The organism is Burkholderia sp. AW49-1 (assembly GCF_053427845.1).
The window spans coordinates 405179-430435 of record NZ_JBSAXF010000001.1 but is presented as its reverse complement, the minus strand read 5'-3'; the positions used below and the strand labels follow the sequence as shown (position 1 = coordinate 430435).

19 protein-coding genes are annotated in these 25257 nt (G+C 67.8%); 8 read left to right on the top strand and 11 right to left on the bottom strand.

Annotated features, from left to right (window positions below; translation table 11 throughout):
* Window positions 1–299: 299 nt before the first annotated feature.
* The 3 genes from pcaG to ACV22W_RS01775 form a co-directional block, all read right to left on the bottom strand.
* Complete coding sequence (pcaG, locus tag ACV22W_RS01785; protein WP_448017463.1) at window positions 300–893, bottom strand: protocatechuate 3,4-dioxygenase subunit alpha; 594 nt, start codon at window positions 891–893, stop codon at window positions 300–302.
* Between the two features lie 3 nt (window positions 894–896).
* Window positions 897–1604 (bottom strand): protocatechuate 3,4-dioxygenase subunit beta, encoded by a 708-nt coding sequence (pcaH, locus tag ACV22W_RS01780; protein ID WP_059525082.1) that lies wholly within the window; start codon window positions 1602–1604, stop codon window positions 897–899.
* A gap of 291 nt (window positions 1605–1895) precedes the next feature.
* Window positions 1896–2459: a YiiX/YebB-like N1pC/P60 family cysteine hydrolase gene (locus tag ACV22W_RS01775; RefSeq protein WP_448017462.1), complete on the bottom strand. Its 564-nt coding sequence runs from the start codon at window positions 2457–2459 to the stop codon at window positions 1896–1898.
* 120 nt (window positions 2460–2579) lie between these two features.
* On the opposite strand from ACV22W_RS01775, the gene ACV22W_RS01770 reads away from it, so the two are divergent.
* The 4 genes from ACV22W_RS01770 (at window position 2580) to ACV22W_RS01755 (ending at window position 5242) form a co-directional block, all read left to right on the top strand.
* A complete protein-coding gene (locus ACV22W_RS01770; protein ID WP_448017461.1) occupies window positions 2580–3317 on the top strand; it encodes a helix-turn-helix domain-containing protein in 738 nt (245 codons plus the stop codon).
* Between the two features lie 77 nt (window positions 3318–3394).
* Window positions 3395–4381, top strand: coding sequence for a pca operon transcription factor PcaQ (pcaQ, locus tag ACV22W_RS01765; RefSeq protein ID WP_448017460.1), 987 nt, complete (start codon window positions 3395–3397; stop codon window positions 4379–4381).
* A gap of 134 nt (window positions 4382–4515) precedes the next feature.
* Window positions 4516–4875 (top strand): type II toxin-antitoxin system RelE/ParE family toxin, encoded by a 360-nt coding sequence (locus ACV22W_RS01760; protein ID WP_448017459.1) that lies wholly within the window; start codon window positions 4516–4518, stop codon window positions 4873–4875.
* A 70-nt stretch (window positions 4876–4945) separates the two neighbouring features.
* A complete protein-coding gene (locus ACV22W_RS01755; RefSeq protein ID WP_059466239.1) occupies window positions 4946–5242 on the top strand; it encodes an XRE family transcriptional regulator in 297 nt (98 codons plus the stop codon).
* An 81-nt stretch (window positions 5243–5323) separates the two neighbouring features.
* On the opposite strand, the gene ACV22W_RS01750 is transcribed toward ACV22W_RS01755, so the two are convergent.
* The 3 genes from ACV22W_RS01750 to ACV22W_RS01740 form a co-directional block, all read right to left on the bottom strand.
* Window positions 5324–6598, bottom strand: coding sequence for an APC family permease (locus ACV22W_RS01750; RefSeq protein ID WP_448017458.1), 1275 nt, complete (start codon window positions 6596–6598; stop codon window positions 5324–5326).
* Window positions 6599–6729: 131 nt separating this feature from the next.
* A complete protein-coding gene (locus tag ACV22W_RS01745) occupies window positions 6730–11226 on the bottom strand; it encodes a DEAD/DEAH box helicase (protein ID WP_448017457.1) in 4497 nt (1498 codons plus the stop codon).
* A gap of 277 nt (window positions 11227–11503) precedes the next feature.
* The gene (locus ACV22W_RS01740; protein WP_448017456.1) at window positions 11504–12028 is read right to left on the bottom strand and encodes a metal-dependent hydrolase; all 525 of its coding nucleotides are present in this window, start codon (window positions 12026–12028) and stop codon (window positions 11504–11506) included.
* 400 nt (window positions 12029–12428) lie between these two features.
* Here ACV22W_RS01740 and ggt point away from each other — a divergent pair, with 400 nt between their 5' ends.
* Both ggt and ppk2 read left to right on the top strand, forming a co-directional pair.
* A complete protein-coding gene (gene ggt, locus ACV22W_RS01735) occupies window positions 12429–14150 on the top strand; it encodes a gamma-glutamyltransferase (RefSeq protein WP_448017455.1) in 1722 nt (573 codons plus the stop codon).
* Between the two features lie 244 nt (window positions 14151–14394).
* Entirely contained in the window at window positions 14395–15345 is a 951-nt protein-coding gene (gene ppk2, locus ACV22W_RS01730) for a polyphosphate kinase 2 (protein WP_448017454.1), read from the top strand.
* Window positions 15346–15400: 55 nt separating this feature from the next.
* Here ppk2 and ACV22W_RS01725 read toward each other — a convergent pair whose 3' ends face one another.
* The 4 genes from ACV22W_RS01725 to ACV22W_RS01710 form a co-directional block, all read right to left on the bottom strand.
* Window positions 15401–15688 (bottom strand): H-NS histone family protein, encoded by a 288-nt coding sequence (locus ACV22W_RS01725; RefSeq protein ID WP_448017453.1) that lies wholly within the window; start codon window positions 15686–15688, stop codon window positions 15401–15403.
* Between the two features lie 192 nt (window positions 15689–15880).
* Window positions 15881–16468 (bottom strand): IMPACT family protein, encoded by a 588-nt coding sequence (locus ACV22W_RS01720; protein ID WP_448017452.1) that lies wholly within the window; start codon window positions 16466–16468, stop codon window positions 15881–15883.
* Between the two features lie 453 nt (window positions 16469–16921).
* Window positions 16922–19123: a glycoside hydrolase family 3 C-terminal domain-containing protein gene (locus ACV22W_RS01715; protein WP_448017451.1), complete on the bottom strand. Its 2202-nt coding sequence runs from the start codon at window positions 19121–19123 to the stop codon at window positions 16922–16924.
* Between the two features lie 499 nt (window positions 19124–19622).
* Window positions 19623–20882, bottom strand: a complete 1260-nt coding sequence (locus ACV22W_RS01710; protein WP_448017450.1) for an oligosaccharide flippase family protein — start codon at window positions 20880–20882, stop codon at window positions 19623–19625.
* Between the two features lie 572 nt (window positions 20883–21454).
* On the opposite strand from ACV22W_RS01710, the gene ACV22W_RS01705 reads away from it, so the two are divergent.
* On the top strand, window positions 21455–23311 hold the full coding sequence (locus tag ACV22W_RS01705; protein WP_448017449.1) for a serine aminopeptidase domain-containing protein: 1857 nt from the start codon (window positions 21455–21457) through the stop codon (window positions 23309–23311).
* A 162-nt stretch (window positions 23312–23473) separates the two neighbouring features.
* Here ACV22W_RS01705 and ACV22W_RS01700 read toward each other — a convergent pair whose 3' ends face one another.
* Entirely contained in the window at window positions 23474–23893 is a 420-nt protein-coding gene (locus ACV22W_RS01700) for a hypothetical protein (protein WP_448017448.1), read from the bottom strand.
* Between the two features lie 127 nt (window positions 23894–24020).
* Here ACV22W_RS01700 and ACV22W_RS01695 point away from each other — a divergent pair, with 127 nt between their 5' ends.
* Window positions 24021–25247: a polysaccharide biosynthesis/export family protein gene (locus ACV22W_RS01695; protein ID WP_448017447.1), complete on the top strand. Its 1227-nt coding sequence runs from the start codon at window positions 24021–24023 to the stop codon at window positions 25245–25247.
* The last annotated feature ends 10 nt before the right edge of the window (window positions 25248–25257 follow it).

Genomic DNA, 25257 nt, shown 5'->3' with positions numbered 1-25257 from the left:
TTTTTTCGATTCAATGCCGTCGATGGGCTGCGGATAACAAAGCATACGCCGCATAACGCGCAAACGATATCGCGCGGCCGCGACGATCCATGTGCAGTCGCAGCATGCGTTTTAATCGCGCGTTCGATTCCGGGGTCTGAAGCTGGCAACTACGGGCATCGACAATCCCGACCGGACATGCTGCGGCACGGCATCGAATGTCGGCGCGCGAAAACGAAAACCGCCGCGCGACGCGATACCTGTTGGTATCGCGCCACGCGGCGGTTCGGTGTGAGCAGCCGGCCGGCGCCGGCTCCGCGTCACACGTCGAAGAACACGGTCTCGTCCGGCCCCTGCATGTGGATGTCGAAGCGGTACACGACGGGCCGGCCCGGTTGCGCGTCGCGCTTCGCGACGAGCGTCGCGCGGCGTTCGGCCGGCACCAGGTTCAGCACCGGATCGGCCGCGTTCGCGGCAGCTTCGTCGTCGAAATACACGCGGGTGAACGCGTGGGTCAGGATCCCGCGCATCATCACGGTCACGTTGACGTGCGGTGCTTCGTCGGCGGCGAGGCGGCCCGGCTTCACCGTCGGTACGACGAAGCGGTGCTGCGCATCGGTGCCCGTGCCGACGCGTGCGAAGCCCGTGAAACCGGACTTCGCGATGTCGTCACGCGATGCGGGATAGCGGCCCGCCGCGTCCACCTGCGTGAATTCGAGCACCGCGTCGCTGACGACGTTGCCGTCACCGTCGAACACCTGTCCAACCAGCAGCACGTGCTCGCCTTCGGCGTCCGGCGTGGCGATCGCCGGCGTAAACAGGCTCTTCAGATCGTAGTCGTATTGCTGCGGGCACAGGCCGTACGCGAAGTACGGGCCGACCGTCTGCGAAGGGGTTTGTTTCAGCGTCGTCATGGTTCAGCGCTCCATCGGGGTAGCGTCGCGGCCGCGCAGCACGATGTCGAATTCGTAGCCGAGCGCATAGCCTTCTTCGGTGATGTCCATCGAGAAGCGCGAGATCAGGCGGTCGCGCGCCGCTTCCGGCGTGCCCTGGAAGATCGGGTCGTACGCGAGCAGCGGGTCGCCGGGAAAGTACATCTGCGTGACGAGACGCGAGCCGAAGTAGTCGCCGAACAGCGAGAAGTGGATGTGATTCGGGCGCCACGCGTTCGGATGGTTGCCCCACGGATACGCGCCGGGCTTGATCGTCAGGAAGCGGTAGCGGCCTTCGGCGTCGGTCATGCAGCGGCCGGCGCCGAGGAAGTTCGGATCGAGCGGCGCGTCGTGCTGGTCGACCTTGTGCACGTAGCGGCCGGCCGCGTTCGCCTGCCATACCTCGACGAGCGTGTTGCGCACGGGCTTGCCGCCTTCGTCGAGCACGCGACCGGTGACGACGATGCGCTCGCCGAGCGGCTCGCCGTTCTTCACGGCGTTCTTCGTCAGGTCGTGGTCGAGCGCGCCGAGATCCTCGGCGCCGTAGACGGGTGCGAACTGGTCGCGCAGCTTCTCCTTCAACGGGATCATCGGGCGCGTCGGGCCGCGCTTCACCGACGAACGGTATTCGGGGTGGACATATGCGGGATGCGACGGCCAGTCGCGCGGTGTGAGGATCGTGGGGGAATCCATCGGGCGTCTCCTGATAGGTATTTCGCGAAGTGGACGGCAAGACTTTAGCCAATCCGGAAAGTTATGAAAAATGACCTTTTTTCGCGAATTACATAACTGCTCGTTATGTTTTGCGGCGCCAATGAAAATCCGCCGGACAGGCAGCCTGTCCGGCGAAAAAAGCGATCGGGCTTCGCGTCGTCGGTGACGACTCCGTGCACGGCCCTCCAGCCAGCCCGTCGCTGCCTTGTTGTGTTTCGTTGTTGTTGTTATCCGGCCTCCCCGAGCGTGCCCGTCGTTCGTCCTTCGTCGTTACGGTCGGGCGGGATCGAAGACGATCCCGTCGAATTCGAGCGACAGCGTGCCGCTGCGCAGCAGCGCGGCTGGTGTCACGGCGCGATCGGCGCCGATCACGTCGGTCACGTAGTTCGCGCAGAACCCGCGCTGCGCCAGCAGCTTGACGCGGCTGCCGAGCAGCGCGTCGATCCGCTGTTCGGCCAGCGCATGCACGTTGCGCTGCGCGTCGGCGTTCGGTGCCGCGACGCGGCGGGCCAGCGCGATGCGCCCGCCGACGGCGCGGGCGACGAAGCGCGACAGCGGCGTGAGCTTCGTCCGCGCAAACGCGGGCTCGGCGATCAGCGGCTCGTCGCCCGACGTATCGACGACGATGCCGAAGCGACCGGCCCACGCGTCTGAGGTGCCTGCGGTGGCGCGGGACGCGCCGTCCGGTACGCGGATGAACACGAGATCCCCGATGTGCGCGCCGGCAGCCAAAGTGCGCATCGTGGCGAGCGGTAGCGTGGGATCGGTGTCGCGGGCATCGCGCCGGGCAGCGTGCTGCGGATCGAAGGAATGGGTGTCGGTTCGGGTGTTCATCGCGGCTCCGTCGGTGCGTGACAGGACGGAGCGGATTATGCAGACGAGTATCCAAAAGTGCTTGTTTGGATGCGCGAGTAGCCTAATATCCGACCATTAGCATCATTTTTCGATACCAACATGACCGAGATCGCCCAACTCATCGAAACGCTGAAGCGGCAGCTGAAGGCGCAGGGAATGACCTACCGCGACGTCGCGCGTGCGCTCGACGTGTCCGAGACGAGCGTGAAGCGGCTGTTCGCGAGCGGCCGCTTCACGCTGGAGCGTGTCGCGGAAATCGCGCAGTTGCTCGGCTATACGCTCGCCGAGCTCGTGCAGGAGGCGTCGGCATCCGCGCCGCGATTGCGCGTGCTGACCGAGCAGCAGGAGGCGCTGCTCGTGTCGGACGAGAAGCTGCTGCTCGTCGCTGTCTGCGCGATCAACTACTGGACCGTGCAGGACATCGTGTCCGCCTATCGCGTGACGCAGGCCGAGTGCGTGAAATACCTGCTGATGCTCGACCGGATGAACGTGATCGCGCTGCTTCCGGGCGACCGGATTCGCGTGCGCGTCGCGCGCGATTTCGACTGGCTGCCGGGCGGGCCGATCCACCGCTATTTCCATGCGCACGTGCTCGACGACTTTCTCGGCAGCCGCTTCGACGGCCCGGGGGAGACGATGACGTTCTCGCAAGGGATGCTGACGGACGCGGCCGCCGCGGAACTCGAGCAGGAACTGCGGCGGCTCGGCAGCAAGGCGGCGGCGCTGCATGCGGAGTCGTCGTCGGCGCCGCTCGGGCAGAAGCGCGGCACGGCCCTGCTGATCGCGAAACGGATCTGGGAGCCGACCGGATTCCACGCGCTGCGGCGTCATGCGTGATACCGCGCCGAATGCTTGGGCCTTACCGGAAAGTTATGCAAAATGGCATTTCATCGTCACTCGCATAACTGCTCGTTATGAATAACCGTATCGCCGACGGCCGCGTCAAATTCCGGCACCTGCAGTGTTTTCTCGCGGTCGCGCAACTGGGCGGCGTGCAGAAGGCGGCCGAAAGCCTGTCGATCACGCAGCCGGCCGTGTCGAAGACGATCGCCGAACTGGAGTCGATCCTCGGCGTGAAGTTGTTCGAACGGGGGCGACACGGTGCGCAGCCGACCCGCGAAGCGCAACTGTTCATCCCGCATGCGAACGCGTGCGTGCTGGCGCTGCGGCAGGGCGTCGGGCTGCTCGCGCGCGAGGGCGGCGCGGCGGCGGCGACGCTCGAAATCGGCATGCTGCCGACGGTTGCGGCATCGCTCGCGCCCGCGCTGATGAAGGCGCTGACCGCACGCTGGCCGCGCATCGTGGTGCGGATCGCGACGGCCGCGAACGCCGAACTGCTGGAGCGCCTGAAGGCCGGGACGATCGAATGCGCGATCGGGCGCCTGTCGGAGCCGGAGCGGATGATCGGCCTCGCGTTCGAGCAGCTGTACAACGAACCGCTCGTCGCAGTCGTGCGCGCGGGCCATCCGCTGCTGACGAGCGCCACGCCGGCTGTCGAACTCGCGCGCTACCCGGTCGTGCTGCCGCCGTTCGGCACGCTGATCCGCCAGTCGGCCGAGCAACTGCTCGGCGCGTGCGGCGCGCCGCCGCTGGATTCGTTCATCGAGGTGCTGTCGGTGTCGGTCGCGCGTGCGCTTGCGCTCGAGAACGACGCCGTGTGGTTCGTGCCGCTCTATGCGGCCGAATCCGACCTGTCGGCCGGTGCACTCGCGCGGCTGCCGCTGCCGTCCGCGGGTACCGACGAGCCGGTCGGGCTCGTGCTGCGCACCGATGCGCAACCGTCGCCCGTCGCCCGGACGCTCATCGACGCCGTGCGCGAGATCGCACAAGCGCGGTTCGGCGATGCGCCCATCGGTCGCACCCCCCGCGGCGCGCGCAAGCCGGCTCGTCGCGCGCGTTGAGACACTTGGCAGGGCGTGGGCGGGTGGTGTCCGGCCGTCGTTCTTTCGCCTCCATTCGTTAGCCGTTCGGTCAGTAGCGGGCCTCGTCATGCTTGGCATATCGTACCGTTTTTGATACGCTCGATGACACGACGATGGCGAGACAGCAGATTCAGATCACGCTCGGCGTGCGGTTCTTCCGCACCGGGCGTGGTAACGAGCCGGTGCGCGAATGGCTGCAGGCGCTCGGGCAGATCGAGCGCAGGGTGATCGGCGAAGAGATCAAGACCGTTCAGCTCGGCTGGCCGCTCGGCATGCCGCTGGTCCGGAAGATGTCGGCGGATCTTTGGGAAATCCGCGTGATGCTGCCGCGGCGAAGCGCGCGCGTGCTGTTCACGATCGTCGGCGACACGATGGTGCTGCTGCATGCGTTCTTCAAGCAGTCGCAGGCCACGCCATCCGACGATCTCGACGTGACCGTCGCGCGGCTGAAAGCGCTGACGCGCGCCATCTGAATTCCCCCGGCTGCGCCGCCACATGCGATCGGCGATGTGCCGGCCGGCAACGCCATGCACTGGAGTACCCATGACGACCACGAACAATCCGCATATCGGCAGCGACTTCGACACATTCCTCGAGGAGGAAGGGCACCTCGAAGCGGCCACCGCGACCGCGATCAAGCGCGTGATCGCGTGGCAGATCGGGCAGGAAATGAAGGCGCAGCACATCACGAAAACCGCGATGGCAGCGCGGATGAAGACCAGCCGCGCCGCACTCAACCGGCTGCTCGACGAAACCGATACGAGCCTCACGCTCGCGACGCTCGCGAGCGCCGCCACCGCGCTCGGCAAGCGGCTCAGCTTCGAGCTGGTGCCGGCCTGACGCACCGGGCGAAGCGGTGTGCGGCCGGTGCATCGCGGCGAACGGGTGCACGCTTGTCCGCATGCGTGCACCGGCAAGCGATCACGTGCGCTGCCCGGCTATCCGCAGATACAGCAGCGCACCGCCCGCGAGCAGCAGCGGGCACAGGAAATACCATCCGGTCGTCAGGAACAGCCCGGCGACCGCGACCAGCGAAATCCATGCGCAGCGATATGCGACGCCGCTGCGCGGCAGCAGTTTCAGCGCGGCGGCCGCGCCGAGGCCATACACCATCACGAAGCATCCGGACGTGACGAGCACGAGCGGCTTCGGTCCGACGTCCGAGAGCGTCGTCGCGGCGAGCGCGACGGCTGCCAGCATCGCGATCACGCCGAGACTGCGGCGCGGCACGCCGCCGACCTGGCTGCCTTGCGCGAGCCACGCCGGCAGTGCGCCGTCGCGCCCGAGCGCCGCGCCGAGCTTGGCCGCGCCCGCGAAATACGCATTCATCGTGCCGAGCGTGAGCAGCAGCGCGGCCGCGGCCGCCAGCACCTGTGCATGACCGCCGATGCCGCCCGCGATCAGTTCCGCAAGCGGCGCACCGGACGCGCCGGCCGATGGCCCGAGCACCGTCACGCTCGCGGCCGCGACCGACAGATACAGGAAGCCGACCACCACGACGGCGATGCCGGCCGAGCGCGGCATGTCGTGCGCGGGTCGGCGAAATTCGGCCGCGAGGTGCGTGATCGCTTCCCAGCCCGCGAAGCTCCACACGAGCAGTGCGGCAGCCTGGCCGACCGCGAGCCACCCGTGCGGCGCGAACGGATGGAGGTTCGCCGTGCGCGCATGTGGCGCGGATGCGAGCACGGCGGCCAGCAGCAGTGCGACGAGCAGCGCCGACAGCACGAGTTGCATGCGGCCCGACACCGTGACGCCGAACGCATTCGCGGCCGACACCGTCGCGATCAGCGCGGCAGCCGTGACGATGACCGTCGTATGCCCGCCGCCCGTGACGGCCGCGACGTACGCGCCGCCGAACATCGCGGCGGCCGGCGCACCGGCCGGCACCGCGAAATAGAAACACCAGCCGACGATCGCCGCGGCCTTCGGCCCGAACGCGCGTCGGGCGTAGGTCGATACGCCGCCCGCGTCCGGATAGCGCGCGCCGAGGGCGGCGAAGGTGGTCGCAAGCGGCCCCGACAGCACGACGAGCGCGGCCCACGCAAGCAGCGACGCCGGGCCCGCGACCTCGGCGGCGAGCGCGGGCAACGCGATGACGCCGGTGCCGAGCACCGCGCCGATGTACAGCGCGGCGCCCTGGAAAATCGTCAGCGAGCCCGCGTGATGCGCGGCGTGCGAATCGGCATGCGAGGACATGAAGGGCAGTCTCCGGAAGGCTTGTTCTGCGCGCGGACGGCCGCGCGGTGAATCGCTCGATGCTACCCGAACGGGCGCGGCGATGCGGCGCGGCGTTCAGTAGTCCGCGACGTGCCGCGTGTCAGCCGATGTCAGTAGCGGCGTGCGAGTCGCAGCCGCGCATCCTCGCGTGCAGCGGGCGGCAGCTCGGGCACGTAGTGGAACGTGCCCGACACGAGCGACGCGACCGGCACGCCGTCGCGGAACAGCACGCGATTGCCGGCCAGCGCGGGTACCTTGTCACCGGGCAACAACGTGCCGGCAAGGTTCAGCGGATCGGCGCCCGTCACGCACACGTATTGGCCGTCGCCCGGTTGGCGACGCAGTTCGCGCAGGATCGGGATCGCTTCCGGCAGCGCGAACTGCTCGCCCGCGAGCCCCGCGACGAAGCGCCCGCCGCGAATCTCGCCGCGCGCTTCGAGACGTTGCAGCACGCGCACGAGTTCGCGCCAGCTCGGCAGCCAGTCGGCCTCGCGTTCGAGCAGCCGCCAGAACACCACGCCATAGCGGCGCAGCAGCGTCCAGGCGATATGTTCGAGTGCGTCGGGATCGGTCGCGGCCGGCCCGCGCTTCAGTGCGAGCGCATCGTCCGGTGCCGAAGCGCGTTGCACGAGCGCCCAGCGACCGGCGTCGTCCATTCCGCCGATCAGCGCGCCGCCGCGCCGCGTGCGCGGGGCATACGTCGCGCTGCGCTTGACTGCGGGCTTCAGCAACGCACGCAGTCCGGCGAAGCTGTCCGCATTCACGAGGCCGGCCGACACGAGTTCGCCGAGCGCCTGTTCGAGTTCGACGGGCAACATATGCAGTTCGTCGAGCAGCGCGTCGAAGAACATCGCACCATGGGCGGCGAGTGCGTCACGCACCTGCGTCGCGCGTGCGGACAGCGCCGGTTGCGCGTCCGGGTCGCGCAGCGCCTGCCATGCGCCGAGGTGGCGGCGTGGCAGCAGCACGACCGGCGTCGTTTTCACGGGGGTGCCGGCCGCGCGGGCCGGCGCGCCGATGCGCGTCCACACGAGCTTGCCCGAGCGGCACAGCTCGTCGAGGCCGCCCGCCGTGTAGTCGGTCAGGCGCGCGGGCAGCAGCGCGTCTTCCCATGCGCTCGCCGCGGCTTCGTAGCCTTCGAGCTGCTCGACGACGGCCGCGAGCGCGTCGCGGCCCGAGCCGCGCGTGTCGGGCGTCAGGTGCTGCCAGTGAAACAGGAAGCGCATGAAATCGGCGCGCTCGACCGGTTCGATCTCGCGGCGCAGCCGCTTGACCGTGTAGCGATGAATGCGCGCAAGCAGGTGACGTTCGCACCATTCGTCGGCCGTCGCGCCCGGCGTGAAGCGGCCGCGCATCACGTAGCCTTCGCGCTCCAGTGCCGCGAGCGCGGTCGCGATCCTCGCGGATGGCAGGCCGAGCGGCTGCGCGATCGCGTCGAGCGTCAGCGGCCCGAAGCCGGTGAGCCGCGCGCGGATCACATCGACGAGCGCGGCATCGACTTCCCATGGTTGTGCGCAGGCGGCGGGCACCTTCAGCGCCGGCGCGACGCGTGCGTCGGGGTGCAGCGCGCGCATGCAGACCAGCCGTTCGACCGGCACCCACAGCGCGGCGCCGTCCGACGTGACGAGCTTCGTCGCGCGGCGGCGTTCGGCCAGTTCCGCGAGCCGCTCGGGCCAGCCGTCGTGCGCATGCGCTTCGCTGTCGGCGACGCAGGCGAGCGTGAGCAGTGCATCGTGCATTTCGTCGGCATCGCGCACGAGCGGCCATGCCTCGTCGCGCACCGCGTCGATCGCGTCGGCGTCGAGCGCGCCGAGATCGTCGGCCGATTCGGGATCGCTCCAGCGGCGCGACTGCACGGCCTGCGTGCGGCGCTCCTCGAGCGGTGCGTCGTCGAGGAACGCATAGGGCTTCGCGTTCAGGATCTCGGCCGCCAGCGGCGACGGCGCGGGCAGGTCGCGCGCGATCAGCTCGATCGCGCCGCTTTCGATCCGGCGCAGCAGCGCGAGCCAGCCGTCGGTATCCATCGCGTCGTGCAGGCAATCGTCGAGCGTCTGGTCGACGAGCGGATGATGGGGGATCTCGCGTTCGCCGACGATGTTCTCGAGGCACGCGACCTGATCGGGAAACACGGTCGCGAGCAGGTCCTCGCTCTTCATCCGCTGCAGCTGCGGCGCGGTGCGCCGGCCGCCGGTGAAGCGCGGCAGCGCTAGCGCGGTCGTCGCGTTCCAGCGCCAGCGCACGCCGAACATCGGCGCGTCGAGCAGTGCCTGGACCAGCACGTGCTCCGCGCTGGCCGAGCGCAGGTAGCGCCACACTTCGTCGAGCGCGAAGCTGTGCGCGAGCGACAGCGACAGAATGATCGCGTCGTCGGTCGCGGCGGCCTGCAGCTCGAAGTTGAAACTGCGGCAGAAACGCTTGCGCAGCGCGAGCCCCCACGCACGGTTGATGCGGCTGCCGAACGGCGAATGGATCACCAGTTGCGTGCCGCCCGATTCATCGAAGAAGCGCTCCATCACGAGCGTGTCCTGCGTCGGCAGTGCGCCGAGCGCGGCGCGCGTGCGCGCGAGATAGTCGGCGATCTGGCGGGCGGCATCGGGCGACAGATGAAGTTCGTCGACGAGCCAGCGCAGCGCCGGCGCGAGGCGGCTTTCGGCCGGGCCGATCGCGGTGCCGACGGCGTCGTCGCGCGAATCGGTGGCGGCACGGGATTCCGCCGCCTGCCTGGCGTTGCCGCGCGTGCCCGTCTTGCCGGCCGGGGCGCCGTTCGCGTGCTTGCGTCCGCCGGCCTCCGCGTGCCGATCGCCTTCGACGAACAACCCGTCGAGCCGCGCCCGCAGCCGGCCGACCGCCGCCGACAGCTCGTCGCTGCGCCCGGGCGCCTCGCCGAGCCAAAACGGAATGCTCGGCGACTGGCCTTGCGCGTCCTCGACACGCACGCGGCCCGTTTCCACGCGAATGATCCGGTACGACTGGTTGCCGAGCTGGAACACGTCGCCCGCGAGGCTCTCGATCGCGAAATCCTCGTTGACGGTGCCGACCTGGATGCCCTGGGGCTCCAGCAGCACCGCGTAGTCGGCCATGTCGGGAATGGTGCCGCCCGATGTCGTCGCGGTCATCATCGCGTTGCGGCGCCCGCGCACCGTGCCGCCGACCACGTCGCGATGCAGATACGCGCCGCGCACGCCGCGACGGCTGGTGAAGCCTTCGGCGAGCATCTTCATCACGTCGTCGAAGCGTTCGCGCGACAGGCTCGCGTATGGCGCCGCGCGTGTGAAGCTCGCGTACAGCGCGTCCTCCTGCCATTCCGTGCAGGCGACTTCGGCGACGATCTGCTGTGCGAGCACGTCGAGCGGCGCTTCGGGAATCCGCAACGCGTCGAGCTCGCCGCGTTGCACGCAGTCGAGCAGCGCCGCGCATTCGACCAGCTCGTCGCGCGACAGCGGGAACAGGCGGCCCTTCGGCACGCCGCCGACATGGTGCCCCGAGCGGCCGACGCGCTGCAGGAACGGCGCGATCCCGCGCGGCGAACCGACCTGGCACACGAGATCGACGTCGCCGATGTCGATGCCGAGTTCGAGCGACGCGGTCGCGACGAGCAGTTTCAATTCGCCGCGCTTGAGCCGCTGCTCGGCTTCGAAGCGATGCTCCTTCGCGAGACTGCCGTGATGCGCGGCGATCGCGTCCTTGCCGAGACGGTCGGCAAGATGGCGCGCCATGCGCTCCGCGGTGCGCCGCGTGTTCACGAAGACGAGCGTCGTGCGATGCGCGGCCGCGAGCGCGGCGATCCGGTCGTACACCTGTTCCCACACATCGGTCGCCATCACCGGTTCGAGCGGCACGTTCGGCAGCTCGAGCGCGAGGTCGCGCTCGCGCGTGTGACCCGTGTCGACGATCGTGCAGTCGCGCGGCGCATCGGCCGGGCCGCCGACCAGGAAGCGCGCGACCGCGTCGATCGGTTTCTGCGTGGCCGACAAGCCGATGCGCGGCAGCGCACGACCCGTCAACGCGTCGAGGCGTTCGAGCGACAGCGCGAGGTGGCTGCCGCGCTTGGACGATGCCAGTGCGTGGATCTCGTCGACGATCACCGAGCGCACGCTGGACAGCATCTGTCGGCCCGACGTGGACGACAGCAGCACGTACAGCGACTCCGGCGTCGTCACGAGAATGTGCGGCGCGCGCTTGCGCAGCGCGGCGCGTTCGGCCTGCGTGGTGTCGCCGGTGCGCACGGCGGTGCGAATCGCCGGCACTGGCAGGCCCAGTTGCGCGAGCGATTCGGCGATGCCGGCGAGCGGCGCGTCGAGATTCACGTGGATGTCGTTCGACAGCGCCTTCAGCGGCGACACATAGACGACGAGCGTCGCGTCGGGCAGCGCGCCGTCGTGCGCGAGCGCGTCGCGCACGAGGTCGTCGAGCGCGCAGAGAAACCCGGTGAGCGTCTTGCCGGAGCCGGTCGGTGCGGCGACGAGCGTCGACCGCCCGGCCTTGATGTGCGGCCACGCGAGCGCCTGTGCGCCGGTCGGCGCGGCAAACGCACGGCGGAACCACGTGGCGACGGCCGGGTGGAACACGTCGAGCGCGTTGGCGGGGCGGGTGGCTGTGACGTCCATCGGAGCGTTGAATTGGGGTGCGAGCGCGTGGGCGGTGCGCGAATCGTCAGTGTGCCAGACGTCGCGTGCGCGTGCCGGACACCGCGGGCGAGAGAACGCGCGCGTCGGAGATTCAGATGAGGTGCGATGCCGGCATTTCAACGGCTGGGCGCGCGGAACGGCACCCGTTGGGTCGCGGGCGCCGGATCGGCGAGAGGAGAACGTCGCGTTAGACGTGCGTCGGGCGGTTGCGCGGCTCGATCCGCGGCCACGCGAAACTGCACGCGATTACGCGCAACTACACGCGATGCAGCCAGCCGAGCCAGTGTTCGAGGAACGGGGCGCGCGTCCACAGCGACTGCGCGAGCCACAGTGTGCCGCCCCATGCGGCAGCCACGACGATCAGGTCGCAATGTCCGCTGTTCCACAGATTCAGCGAATGGCGCCGCCAGATCCACGGCACGCCGAGCGGATTCGGCCAGTCGGCGAGCAGGTGCATCACGCCGCCGCACGCGAAGCCGAACAGCGGCGCGGCCCACAGCGGATGCGGATGATGCGTGAGCCCGTGCCATCCGAGCGCGAGCAGCGCGATCCAGCCGATGCCCCAGTGCGTGACGGTGCGGTGCGTGATCCACAAGCGGCGCTTGCGGGTCCACCACGCGACTTCGAGCCAGTCGGGCGCGGTTCCGCCCGCGACGCCGGCCGCGAACGCGGCGAGCAGGCCTGCGTGCCAAGGGCCGGTCGCGCCGGTTTGCGCGACGAGGACGACGGCGGCGACGCCGGCTGCGAAGCCGGAGGCGTGATGCGCATTGTGTGATGCCATAGGAAACGAGACGAAAAAGCGTGAAGCAACGGCAGACGAGCGGGAACGATCGGCCGCGAAAGCGGGGCGCTATCTTCTCAGATCGGCCCGCGCAGCGGGCGGTTCGATCGCGTTTTTTTTGCATGCATGGCACCGCGCAAGCGCCGCGTGCCGTGATTTTCCGATTACGCGGCGCGCGGCGAATTGACCGCATGCAATTTCGACCGATCCCGCAGCCGGCTTTTTCCTTGGCCGTGCGATCGACGGCGCACGATTCGCAATGGTTCGTAGTCGGCGGCGGAATTTTCGTCTGCGTGCCCCTGCTTACTACGAAAACGACATATGGCCGATCACGTGCCAGCGGCTATAAGCGGATCAGGGGCTCATTTCCAGCCCGCCGGAGAACCATGGGGGACATGCAATGACTACGCTGAATCGCTTCAAATCATCCGCTGCCGTGCTCGCGACGATGGCCGGCATCGGCTTCCTGCCGAATGCGCCGGCCTATGCGAAGGGGCCGCAGCCTGCGGTCCTGACGAGCGCGGCGGTCGCGGTGGCCGACAAGTACAGCGCGGATGCCGCGGAGCAGATCTTCAAGGAAGGCGGCAACGCGATCGACGCGGCCGTCGCGATCGCGTTCACGCTCGCCGTCACGTATCCGGAGGCCGGCAACATCGGCGGCGGCGGCTTCATGACGATCTACAAGGACGGCAAGCCGTACTTCATCGACTACCGCGAGCGCGCACCGCTCGCCGCGACGAAGGACATGTATCTCGACAAGGACGGCAATGTCGTCAAGGGCATGAGCCTGTACGGGCCGCGCGCGGCCGGCGTGCCGGGCACGGTGTCGGGCATGTGGGAGGCGCAGAAGCGCTTCGGCAAGCTGAAGTGGAAGCAGGTGCTCGCGCCGGCGATCCACTATGCGCGCGACGGCTTCGTCGTCGACGAACAGCTTGCGCAGCGCGGCGTCGACGCATCGAAGGAGTTCGGCGGCAAGACCAATTTCGACAAGTACTTCTCCGGGCTGAAAGCCGGTGTGAACTTCAAGCAGCCCGATCTCGCCGACGTGCTCGCGCGGATCGCGAACGACGGCGCGAACGGCTTCTACAAGGGCAAGACGGCCCGGTTGATCGCCGCGTCGATGAAGACCGGCGACGGCAACGGGTTGATCACGACCGAGGATCTCGCGCAGTACCGCGCGGTGTGGCGCCAGCCGGTGCAGGCGAAGTGGAACGGCTATGACGTGATCACCGCGCCGCCGCCGAGCTCGGGCGGCATCGGCCTCGTGCAACTGCTGAAGATGAAGGCGGACCTCAAGCAGGACTTCGAGGGTGTGAAGCTCAACTCGCCGCAATATGTCCACCTGGTCGCGGAAATCGAGAAGCGCGTGTTCGCCGATCGCGCGCAGTATCTCGGCGACCCCGACTTCTACAAGGTGCCGGTCGCGCAGCTGACCGACGATGCGTATATCGCGAAGCGCGCCGCCGAGGTCAATCCGAAGGAGCCGTCGGACACGAAGAGCGTGCAGCCGGGCCTCGGCACGTCGATGCCCGAGAAGGCGGAAACGACGCACTTCTCGGTCGTCGACAAGTGGGGCAACGCGGTGTCGAACACGTACACGATCAACGGCTATTTCGGTTCGGGTGTGATCGCCGACGGCACCGGCATCGTGCTGAACGACGAGATGGACGACTTCTCCGCGAAGCCGGGCGTCGCGAACATGTTCGGCGTGGTCGGCAGCGATGCGAATGCAATCGAGCCGAAGAAGCGCCCGCTGTCGTCGATGTCGCCGACGATCATGACGAAGGATGGCAAGGTGTCGCTCGTGATCGGCACGCCGGGCGGCTCGCGGATCTTCACGTCGATCTTCCAGGTGATCAACAACATCTACGACTTCGGGATGCCGTTGAAGGAGGCCGTCGGCGCGATGCGTTTCCACCATCAGTTGCTGCCGCCGAACACGATCTTCTGGGAGCCGTACCACCCGATCGAAGGCGAACTCGCGAAGCAGATCGAGGCGCGCGGCTATACGCTGAGGGGGCAGGACTTCAGCGGCGATATCCAGGTGATCAAGATCGACGGCAAGACGCCGGAGGCGATGGCCGATCCGCGCGGACGCGGGGTCACGCGGATCATTCAGTGACGGAGGCGGGTTGGGGTACTGCTCGATCACGTGCCGGGCTTTTCCCGTTGCGCACGAGGATCAGGCTCGACGTCAGCCCGCCGAACCGGAGGCTGGCGTCCGATACCTTCGATATTTCCCGCGAACCCGGTGCGGCTCGGATTCCGCTTGTGAGGGGCGGATCGGCCCCTTTTTCATCAATTTGACGCGAGACGCTGGGATAATGGAAGAGTTTGGCTGCGTCAATTGAAGGAAGGAGGCCCCCATGGGCGATAACGATTCCCGCACCGAGACCGACAACTTCACCGATACCGCGTCGCTCGAGTCGCGCCGGCGACGTTTCGAGGAAGACCTCGTCGACGCGTACGACGAAGAACTCGAAATGGAGCTCGACGACCGCCGCTTCGACAACGACGAGGATCTGCTGTTCTCGCCGGAGCGCCGTGAAGCGCGCAAGCAGTATTTCCGCGAACTGTTCCGGCTGCAGGGCGAGCTCGTGAAGCTGCAGGACTGGGTCGTGAACACGGGGCACCGGCTCGTCGTGATTTTCGAGGGGCGTGACGCAGCGGGCAAGGGCGGCGCGATCAAGCGCATCACGCAGCGCCTGAACCCGCGCGTGTGCCGCGTGGCGGCGCTGCCGGCACCGAGCAACCGCGAACGCACGCAATGGTACTTCCAGCGCTATGTCGCGCATCTGCCGGCCGGCGGCGAGATCGTGCTGTTCGATCGCAGCTGGTACAACCGCGCGGGTGTCGAGCGCGTGATGAATTTCTGCACCGAAGACGAATACGAGGAGTTTTTCCGCTCGGTGCCCGAGTTCGAGAAAATGCTCGTGCGCAGCGGGATCCAGATCGTCAAGTACTGGTTCTCGATCACCGACCACGAGCAGGAGCTGCGCTTCCAGAGCCGGATCGAGGATCCGCTGAAGCAGTGGAAGCTGAGCCCGATGGACCTCGAGAGCCGCCGCCGCTGGGAAGCGTACACGGCCGCGAAGGAAGAGATGATGCAGCGCACGCATATTCCCGAGGCGCCGTGGTGGGTCGTGCAGGCGGTCGACAAGAAGCGCGCGCGCCTGAACTGCATCCACCACTTGCTGAACCAAGTGCCGTATCACGAGGTGCCGCGCCCGACGATCGACCTGCCGCAGCGCGAGCATCACGAGGACTACATTCGCCGTCCGACGCCGGACAGCATGATCGTCCCCGACGTTTATTGAGCGGTCCAGGGCGGCTCGATCGACCACGGCGGCGCGTCGTGCAACGCGGCGCGCGTCATTCCCGGATGAGGAACGCGGCGCGGTTGCGGCCGACGATCCAGGCGGGCGCGCGGCCGCGTCCGCTCCAGGTGGCGCCCGTAGTCGGATCGCGATATTTCGCGCCGATGGTGAACAGCTTCGCGCGATCGCTGTAACCCTGCCCGAAGATTTCCCTGGCGGTCAGCGCATAGCTTTTCACGAGTTCACGGACTTGCACCAGTACCGTGTGGCGTTCGTGGTTGCGCGCAGCCCGGATGCGTCGATCCAGTTCCGCGAGTTGAGCTTGCAGTTCTTTCACTTGCATGCGTCCGATATCCCCATAGCTGAATTTTGATTGTTGGTGACGCGATCTGCCGTGTGTCTGCACGTCCGGCCAGACGTTTGCAGGACGCGTCGCGACGAACTTGGGGAGATTAAGTTTCGGTACGCGGGTTTTCCATCAGACGAATCTGAATTTTTACGAAGATCTGTGTGACGCCGTGACAGTCTGGCCGTCTTAGAGGTCTGGGAAGCCTGAGCGCCCCTGCGTCAAATCGAACAGCTCGGTCTTGGCCGCCGCCTCGGCCGTTGCCGGCAGCTTGATCACGAGCCTCACCGTCATCCCGTACGCACTGTCCACCAGTTCGTAACCCGCCTGCTCGATCCAGCGGCGCACGCGCGCCTCGTCCGGGTAGCCGATTTCGATCGCGAACCGCGTGTGGCGAATGCGTTCGACGCGCTCCGCATCGAGCAGCGCCGAGGCGATCGCATCCGTATAGGCGCGCACCAGGCCGCCGGCGCCGAGCTTCACGCCGCCGTAGTAGCGGACGACCGCGCCGAGCACGCCGTCGAGATCGTGATGACGCAGCACTTCGAGGATCGGCCGGCCGGCGGTGCCCGACGGTTCGCCGTCGTCGGACATGCCGGACTGGCCGCCCGCAAGCAGCGCCCAGCACACGTGGGTGGCCGTCGGGTGCTCGTCGCGCAGGCGCTGCAACGCCTGCATGGCGGCATCGCGGTCCTCGACGGGGATCGCGAACGCGATGAAGCGGCTCTTGCGGATTTCGAGTTCGGTCGTGCGGGAAGCGGATAAGGTGTAAGTCACGTTGATCGTTGTCGGCTTGCCGGGGGCATGCAATGGCTTGCCCGCAATGCGGGAGCTTTCTGTCGCGGCCGGGGCAAACGCGCTGTATGGTTCGGCATGCCCGTGGCTGGCCGATGAACAGGTTGGCCGTGCGGCGGCGTGAGACGAAGGATACCGCGAGCGGGCGCGACGGCGGTGAAACCTCTCGCGACGCGCACCGAAACGGGATCGGGATTCGGCACTGTGAGTTGGCATTGCTGGATGCGCTCGAAGGAAGCGAGTGACGAAGCGGCTGTCCGTGCGCTGCGTGGTTGCCGCGCATCCGGCGGGCGTGGTGGCGGGGATCGTCGCACTCGCGACGCGCCTGGCGCCGGTACTTCGATAGCGGAAGCTGCAGTCGGGCGGCCGAGCGCCCGGCGTACGGAAAGCGGAAGCGCCGCACTTCACGCGCGGCGCTTCGGCCACTTTCGGGGCTCAGCTCCCCTGCAGCCGGATATCGCGCGACGACGCGCCCACATACACCGTCCCGCCCGGCACGACCTTCCATCCGTTGCGCGACGTGTCCCACACGCTCTGCATCCGCGGCGACACGGTCACGCGGACATGCCGTGCCTCACCCGGGTTCAGCCGGATCTTTTCCCAGCCGACCAGCCGCTTCGGCGGTTCGTCCTTGTACGGCACGCCGAGATAGACCTGCGGCGTTTCCGCGCCGGCGACGCGGCCGTCATTGCGCACGGTAAACGCGACGTTCAGCGAACCGTCCCGTTGCCGCGACACCGACAGGCCCGAATACGCGAAGTGCGTGTACGACAGCCCGTAGCCGAATTCGAACATCGGCTTGATGTTGCGCGCGTCGTACCAGCGGTAGCCCATGTTCAGCTTCTCCGCATAGACCGGATCGTTCTCGAACGCTCCGTTTTGCCCCCACGCCGGCGAATCCTGGTCGCGCGCCGGGAACGTGACGGGCAGCTTGCCGGATGGATTGACCGCGCCGAACAGCACGTTCGCGATGGCCTTGCCGCCGCCTTCGCCGGGATACCACGCTTCGACGATCGCCGACACGTTGTCCTTCCACGGCATCAGCACCGGATTGCCGCTCTGGACGACGACGATCGTATGCGGATTCGCACGCGCGACCGCTTCGACGAGTGCATCCTGGTTCGACGGATTCGCGAGGCTCAGGCTTTGCAGATCACCGAAATCCTCGCCGGCCGGCTGCGCGACCACGACGATCGCGACATCCGAGCGGCCCGCGAGTGCCGCGGCCTGGTCGATTTCCTGTTGCGTGTACGCGCGGAACGGCGACTGCTGATCGCTGTTGCCCGCGAACGTGACCTGTGCCGCCGGCGCGAGCGCGCGGATCGCCGCGACGATCGGCACGTCGACCTTGAGCCACGGATTGCGCCACCAGCTGCAGCCCGTCGACGATCCGAACGTCAGCCCACCGCAGCCCGCGAACGAACCCGTGACCGGATCGCGCGTGTTGCCCGAGCCGCCGCCCGACAGCACGGCCGCGTCGGCGTGGCCGCCGATCACGGCGATACGCGACAACGCCGCGGCCGCCAGCGGCAACTGGTTTCCATCGTTCTTCAGCAGTACGATCGACTGCTCGGCGACCCCCTGTGCGAACCGATTCGCCGCCGCGAAATCGATCGTGCCGCCGCCCTTGGCCGGATCGTCCATCACGCCGACGCGAATCATCACGGCCAGCTTGCGGCGCACCATGTCGTCGAGGCGCGCGGTCGACACCGAGCCGTTCGCGATCGCCTGCTTGACGGCGGCCGGCGTCAGGTAGACCGACGGCCCGACGTCCTCTTCCTCGTCGAGCCCGGCGTTGATCGCGGCGGCCGTGCTGTGCGTCGCGCCCCAGTCGGATTGCACCTGACCCTGGAAGCCCCATTCGTTCTTCAGCACGTCGTTGAGCAGGTGATTGTTCTCGCACGCATACGTCCCGTTCAGGCGGTTGTAGCTGCACATCACGCTGCCGGGTTGCCCGCGTTTCGCGGCGATCTCGAACGGCAGCAGGTAGAGCTCGCGCAGCGTGCGCTCGTCGATCTGCGTGTTGCCGCCCATCCGGCCATGCTCCTGTTCGTTGCCGGCATAGTGCTTGATGGTCGCGATGACCTTCTGCCGCTGCGTCGCGAGTGTGCGCTCCGCGAGCAGGTCGCCGGCGAGCAACGGATCCTCGCCGAGATACTCGAACAGGCGGCCGCCGCGCGGTTCGCGAGCGAGATTGGTGCCGCCGGCGAGGCCCATGCCGAACCCTTGCGCGCGCAACTGGATCGCGACCTGCTTGCCGAAGTCGTACGACAGGCGGCGATCCCAGCTCGCGGCGACGGCGATCGTCGCGGGAAACGTCGTACTGGCCTGCGATGTGCTGCCGGAACCGGTCGCCGAGTCGACCATGTTGAGATCGGGAATGCCGAGCCGCGGCACACCCTGGATGTAGCCGGCTCCGCCGCCCGGCACCTTCGACATTTCGTATTGCGAATGGATGAACTGAAGTTTCTCGTCGAGCGTCATCTTGCGCACGAGGAGGTCGGCGCGTCGTTGCACGGCGGAAGACGCGAACGCGTCGGCGGCGTCGCCCGGTGCATTGAAATCGGCGTTGCCCGCGTAAGCGGTGGTGCAGAGGGTCGCTGCCAGCACGGCGGCCGGCCAGAGTGTGTCCCGCATGTTGCTCTCCATGATCGTATTGCCGGTTGTTCGAATGATGTCTGGAGCTGCGCACGCCCGGTGGATTCGCACCGGACGCATTCGGCTGGCGATGCAGGGTGATTGCGCGTCGGCATGCCAGGCCTGGCGGGGAATCGTTACGGCCGGTTGGGCCCGATCGAATAACGCGGACGGCGACGCGGACCGTCCGACGCTGCTGAATCGGATGTAGCGATTCTCTGCAGCGACCAATCGTACGAATGTAGTTTGACTACAGCATCGGTATTTCTACCGATACGTATGATCTTTTTTCGAGATGGTCGCGCGGTGTGGGGAAAAGGCAGTAAGCGTTCCTGATTGTGCGTATGCAGCAGGGTAAGAAGTACCTGCGCGCGAGCGTTTCGAAGGGGGGAAGCGGAGAGGCGTGTGCCCGTGCGACGCCGCTCGTTGCGTGCGCATCGAACGCGACACCGTGGGGCTCCGGCCGCGTCGGCGAAATCGGTGCGGCCGTCCGAACTCGCTAGCCGCGTCGCGCGACGGGACTGCCGGGCAGCGGTATCCCGGCGCGATAGACGACGGTTGCAAGCGCTGCGGCGACGGCAGCCTCGGCCGTCAGCACGGCGGCGGCGGCGCCCAGTTCGGCGAAGTACTTCGCGAGCACAGGCACGAGCACGATGTTCAGAATGCCCGATGACATGAGTACGCGCGTGAATTCGGACTTCATCCCGAGCGGCAGCATCGTCTGCACACCGAATAGGTCGGTCATCCCGGCCATGAAGGGAATGAAGGCCATCCACCGCAGAACCTGGACCGTGGGTTCGTACGAAGGCCCGTACAGGATGCGCACGGCGAGCGGCGCGCCGAAGAAGATCGCGAGCGAGATGCCGAGCACCATCGCGACCTGCACGACGAACAGCTTGCGCAGGAAAGAAAACGCGTCGTTTCGCGCATGCCGCATCAGATAACTGATACGTGGATAGGTGGCGGCCTTCAGCGGCTGGAGCATGCTGAGCGCCGCGCGGATCAGCTTGTCGCCGGCGGCGAAATAGCCGGCCGCGACGTTGCCCGACACGAAGCCGAGCAGCACGGTGTTGGTCGACGCATAGAACGCGATCGACGTCGATGCGAGGAACACCTGCCAGCCGCCTTTCAGCGATTCGGCGATGTCGGCGAAACCGACGCGAACGAAGTCGATTTCGCGCTGGGCATACAGATAGACGGCCAGCACGAGCGCGGACAGCGTCGGGACGGCGGCGTTGACGATCATCGCGCGATCGATGTCCGCCGGGCTGTGCACGAGCGCGAACATCGCGGGCAGGCTCAGGATGCGGCCGACGAACAGGATCACGCTCAGCGCGCGCAACTTCTCCATGCCCTGGAAATACCAGCCTGGCGTGAACGCCACGCCGGCCACCATTCCGAAGCCGATCAGCAGCAGGTCGCGGTCCTCGCCGAAGCGGCCGACGAGGACGATCAGCCCGATCAGCACGACGAAACAGATCACCGCGATTCCGATCTGTGCATACAGCGTCGCCCAGAAGATGCGGGAGCGTTCGGCGCGGTCGTCGCGGGCGAGCGCGATGCGCGGCGTGGCGGTCAGGTCGAAGCTGTAGCTCGTGCAGTTAGTGAGATACGCGATGACCGCGAGCGAAAACGCGAGCTGCCCGTAGCCTTCCGGACCCAGCGCATGCGTGAGCAACGGTGCGATCAGCAGCGGCACCGCATACATCGAAATCTGCAGCGTCAGCAGCAGCACGAAATTCTTCTTGATGTTTGACATTCGCTTGGTCGGCGCCGTGGGTGTCGCTGGGCGGCGGCGCGCGTGCCGCCGTGCGCTCGCGCGGCCGGTCGGCGCTGACCCGGCTGCGTGGGTTCGCGGCCTGTTCCGGCTGGCGCCGGTTTCATCCGGCGATGCCGGACACGGCCACATCGTATGGCGGTCATGATACGGGCCGAGCGGGACGGCAGTGTTCGCGAGCCTACCTTTCGGGGATTCGGTGCGCATGTGCGGCGCGAATCGCGACAGCGCGCGCCTCGTTGTATCGCTGCAGTGATGAATGCATTTGTAAGCTGGCGCACCGAAGAACGTTCGGGCCGAGTGCTCTAATCGAACGACTGTTTGGGTTCGCGGCGGAAAGGCTTGACGACGACTCAGGCCGGCAACCTGCCGCAGCGGGACCGGGACAACGCATGGCGAAGGTCGAACGAGTCGCGCAGGGGCGCGGCGAAGGGCCGTTGCCTGAAGACCGTGCTTTGTCGCGCAGTCACATGGTCGTGGAGTGGCCGATTCCGGTGGAGCCGCCGGAACGCGTGTCCGCATCCGATAACAAATACCGATCCGAGGAGTACCGATTGAAGCCGATAACGTTCGGCAGCTGCGTGGGGTGGCTGCACGAAGGACAGACGACACAAGGCGTGATCCTGTGCGAATCGCTGGGTCACGAGGCTTCGTGGACGCACAAGCTCATGCGGGCGATCGCCGAGCGGCTGGCCCGCGAGGGCGTCACGGTATTGCGATTCAGCTATCCGTGCACCGGCGACTCGGCGGGCGACGATCGCGATGCCGGTCGACATGCCGCGAGCATCGCCAGCATTCACGATGCGATCGACCTGTTGCGCGATCAGGCCGGCGTCACCACGCTGACGCTCGTCGGGATTCGCGCGGGCGCGCTGTTCGCGATGCTGGCCGCCGCGGGTTTCGGCCCGCGCCCGGCGCCGCGTGTCGACGCACTGGTGGCGCTGGCGCCCGTGGTGCGCGGCCGCGCCTACCTGCGCGAGCTGTCGTTCGTGCATCGCCAGTGGCTCGATACCACGTCGCCCGCCATCCGCGTCGCGCATCGCGACGAACCGTGCATGAACGTGCTGGGGCACCGCTTTCCCGCCGATTTCGTCGATGCGCTGAAGGCGGTCGATCTGTGCGACGTCGTGCGCGACGCGCCGACGTTGCCCGGCGCGATGTTGCTGATCCAGCCCGATCAGGGCGACGGGCCCGCATTGCGTGAAGCGTTGCTCGAGCGCGGTGTGGACGTGGTGAGCGATCCATTCTGCGAATGGCCGACGACGATGCTGGACGGCACGCGCTCGCGCTTGCCGCTCGTGGCGATCGACACACTCGCGAACTGGATCGCCGAACGCGCGCCGGGTATGGCGACTGGCGTCGAGGCACCGTCGCGAGCGGATCCGGCGTGGAATGGCGAATCGGCCGTCGCGCTCGACTTGCACGACATGACCGAGCAGGTCGTCGCGGTCGGTCCGGACCGGCTGGTCGGCGTGCTGTGCCGTCCCGCCGACACGCGGCCGACGAATCCGGTGGGTCCGGCGGTCGTGATCGCGAACACGTCGACGAATCCGCGCAGTGGCGAAGGGCGCTTCAGCGTGCGCCTCGCGCGCACGCTGGCACGCGCCGGCGTGACGACGTTGCGGATCGACGTGCAGGGCGTCGGCGATAGCGGGCCCGCTGCGCTGGACGATCAGTCGTGCGTCGTGTATTCGGCGCAGTCGAGCGACGACGTGGCCGCTGCCGCGGACTGGCTGCGCGCGCTCGGTCACCCGGAGGTCGCCGCAGCCGGCATTTGTTCCGGCGCCTATGCCGCGTTGCATGCGGCCGTGAAGACGCCGTCGCTCGGCGGCGTGATCGCGATCAATCTCGCTCGCTTCGTATGGCCGGCCGGGCTCTCGCTCGAGGTGGTGCAGAAGCAGCGGAACAATTCGGTGCGCGGCTACTGGCTGTCGGTGCGCGACTGGCAGAAGTGGAAGCGTCTCGTGCGGGAACGGCGCGACCTGCGGCCGATCGTGCGGGCCGTGGCCGCGAATGCGATCGCGCGGGTCAGCGTGCCGGCAAAGGAACTCGCCGCGCGCGTCGGCTGGAAGCCGGGCATCGGCACGCCACGCGGCGTAATGCACGAGCTTGCGCGGCGCGACGTGTGGACGACGCTGGTGTACGGCGCGCTCGATCCCGGCATCGACGATGTCCGGCGTCACTTCGGTGCAATCGAGCGTGCGTTCCGGCGCTCGCGTCACGTGCGTCTGCACCTCGAGTCGCAGGTCGACCATGCGGTGTATGGCGCGGTGGGGACGGACATCGTGATCGACCTGTGCATGCAGGCGTTGGGCCGCGACTCGGCCCGGCCGGTCGCGCGCGTCGCCGATCCGGCCACACCCGAAGCGGCCGCGCGATCGTACGCGAGCGTGTCGGTCGGCCGGTCTTGATGCGCGCCGCGTCGTGCGCATCGGGCGCTTCGGGGTGCGATCCCCGTTACATATGAAGATCGGCGTTCGGTGGGGTCCCTCACAGACGCGCCGTTCGCCGTGGTGTCCAATCCCGTATCGGCGCATCGCCGGTCACGTCGCGACATGACCGGCCGGGATGCGTCAGTCAGGAACACCCGGTTGCTCATAGGGCGACTTCGCGTAGGGCGACTCGTACAACCTGTCGCTGTGCAATACGTCGTCGGCGGGTGCAACGGCCACGTGCGAGCGATGCGGCCGCCCGGGCACGAGCGGCCGGCGGAGCATGCGACGGGCGCGCGTGTCGGGCTGGACGGCGGCGCTGGCGGCGGGACGCGCGAAGGCGGGCGTCGCGACCCCGGAAGCGGTTGCCGCGGGATCGGCGGCATCGTTTGTCGCGGCGGCTTGCGCCGAACGTTGCAGCGGTGCCGGCGGAAGTACCGCCGACGATGCGAGCGCCGGCGCGTCGGCCGGGACGGCGGGCAACGTCTGCGCATTGACGGCGCAGGCAAAGCCGACCGAGACGATGCAGACGAGTGACGAAAGCGACGAAGAGCAGTTCATGACGATTCGTACGGAATGACGTGCGGTGTAGAGGGAGGTGCGGCACCGCGATGCGAGCCGCGCCGGCAAGCGTAATGCCGGAATTCGCCGCGTTCGGCGGGTTACCACACAGTTTTGGAAGGGCACGATGTCAATCACCACGCAACCCGAATCGACGCCAGGCACGCCACGGCCATGCCCGGGCGGCACCCGTCGCGCACCGTGGCTGTCGCGCATGGCGATCGTGGCGGCCGCGTGCGCGCTGAGCGCATGCGTGCTGTCGCCGGGCATGACGTACCGCGCGCCTGCCGACCGTGACGCGAACGCGCGCGTGAGCGCCGATGCGTCGGGCTCGGGCGGCCTCGACGGCGTGCAGAACGTGTCGAGCGAGGAGTTGATCGAAATCACGCCGGCATTCGTCGCGCAGCAGCACGCGGGCCGGCCGGCCGATGTCGACGCGGAAATCCGTCAACTGTTCGGCAAGCCGAAGCCGTACGCGATCGGCCCCGGCGACGTGCTCGGCATCGTCGTGTGGGATCACCCCGAGTTGAATCTGCCGACGACGCAGACGACGGGGGGCGGCGACGGTGTCGGCGCCAGTTCGGTTGCAACCGGCTACACGGTCGACGCCAACGGCAACGTGCAGTTCGCGTACGCCGGCCTCGTGCACGTGGCGGGGTTGACCGAGGCGCAGGCGCGCGCGCTGCTGACGAAGCGGCTCGGCGAATACGTGCGCAGGCCGCAGATCGCGCTGCGCGTGCAGACCTATCGCAGCAAGCGTGTCTATCTCGATGGCGAGGTGCGCACGCCGGGTCTGCAGATCGTCAACGACATGCCGATGACGCTGCCCGAGGCGATCGACCGCGCGGGCGGCTTCACCCCGACGGCCGACCGCTCGCAGGTCTCGGTCACGCGCGGCGACAGGACCGTAAACGTGAGCCTGCCCGCGCTGATCGCCGCAGGCGTGAACCCGTCGAACATCCTGCTGCGCGACGGCGATCTCGTGCGTGTGCGCGCGGCGAGCGACGCGAAGGTGTTCGTGCTGGGCGAGGTGTCGCGGCCTGCGACGCTGACGCTGACCGACGGCCGGATGAGCCTCGGCGAAGCGCTCGGCGACACGGGCGGCGCGAGCCAGTACACGTCGGACGCGCGCCAGGTGTTCGTCGTGCGGCGCGGCCCGGACAACCGTCCGCGGGTGTACCACCTCGACGGCAGTTCGCCCGCGTCGTTCGCGCTGGCCGACCAGTTTCCGCTCGAGCGTCGCGACGTCGTGTTCGTCGATGCGTCGTCGCTGGTGCGCTGGAGCCGCGTCGTCAACCTGTTGATTCCGTCGTCCGCGCAGGGCGCGCTGACGGCCAAGGCGATTTCGCCGTGACCCTCGTGAC

Excerpts from the sequence above, each read along its gene's own strand:
- ACV22W_RS01700 (WP_448017448.1), bottom strand. The coding sequence starts at position 23,893 with ATGAACTGCTCTTCGTCGCTTTCGTCACTCGTCTGCATCGTCTCGGTC.
- pcaG (WP_448017463.1), bottom strand. The coding sequence starts at position 893 with ATGACGACGCTGAAACAAACCCCTTCGCAGACGGTCGGCCCGTACTTC.
- ACV22W_RS01695 (WP_448017447.1), top strand. The coding sequence starts at position 24,021 with ATGTCAATCACCACGCAACCCGAATCGACGCCAGGCACGCCACGGCCA.
- ACV22W_RS01745 (WP_448017457.1), bottom strand. The coding sequence starts at position 11,226 with ATGGACGTCACAGCCACCCGCCCCGCCAACGCGCTCGACGTGTTCCAC.
- pcaQ (WP_448017460.1), top strand. The coding sequence starts at position 3,395 with ATGAATAACCGTATCGCCGACGGCCGCGTCAAATTCCGGCACCTGCAG.
- pcaH (WP_059525082.1), bottom strand. The coding sequence starts at position 1,604 with ATGGATTCCCCCACGATCCTCACACCGCGCGACTGGCCGTCGCATCCC.
- ACV22W_RS01760 (WP_448017459.1), top strand. The coding sequence starts at position 4,516 with ATGGCGAGACAGCAGATTCAGATCACGCTCGGCGTGCGGTTCTTCCGC.
- ggt (WP_448017455.1), top strand. The coding sequence starts at position 12,429 with ATGACTACGCTGAATCGCTTCAAATCATCCGCTGCCGTGCTCGCGACG.
- ACV22W_RS01770 (WP_448017461.1), top strand. The coding sequence starts at position 2,580 with ATGACCGAGATCGCCCAACTCATCGAAACGCTGAAGCGGCAGCTGAAG.
- ACV22W_RS01750 (WP_448017458.1), bottom strand. The coding sequence starts at position 6,598 with ATGTCCTCGCATGCCGATTCGCACGCCGCGCATCACGCGGGCTCGCTG.
- ACV22W_RS01725 (WP_448017453.1), bottom strand. The coding sequence starts at position 15,688 with ATGCAAGTGAAAGAACTGCAAGCTCAACTCGCGGAACTGGATCGACGC.
- ppk2 (WP_448017454.1), top strand. The coding sequence starts at position 14,395 with ATGGGCGATAACGATTCCCGCACCGAGACCGACAACTTCACCGATACC.
- ACV22W_RS01755 (WP_059466239.1), top strand. The coding sequence starts at position 4,946 with ATGACGACCACGAACAATCCGCATATCGGCAGCGACTTCGACACATTC.
- ACV22W_RS01740 (WP_448017456.1), bottom strand. The coding sequence starts at position 12,028 with ATGGCATCACACAATGCGCATCACGCCTCCGGCTTCGCAGCCGGCGTC.
- ACV22W_RS01715 (WP_448017451.1), bottom strand. The coding sequence starts at position 19,123 with ATGCGGGACACACTCTGGCCGGCCGCCGTGCTGGCAGCGACCCTCTGC.
- ACV22W_RS01775 (WP_448017462.1), bottom strand. The coding sequence starts at position 2,459 with ATGAACACCCGAACCGACACCCATTCCTTCGATCCGCAGCACGCTGCC.
- ACV22W_RS01710 (WP_448017450.1), bottom strand. The coding sequence starts at position 20,882 with ATGTCAAACATCAAGAAGAATTTCGTGCTGCTGCTGACGCTGCAGATT.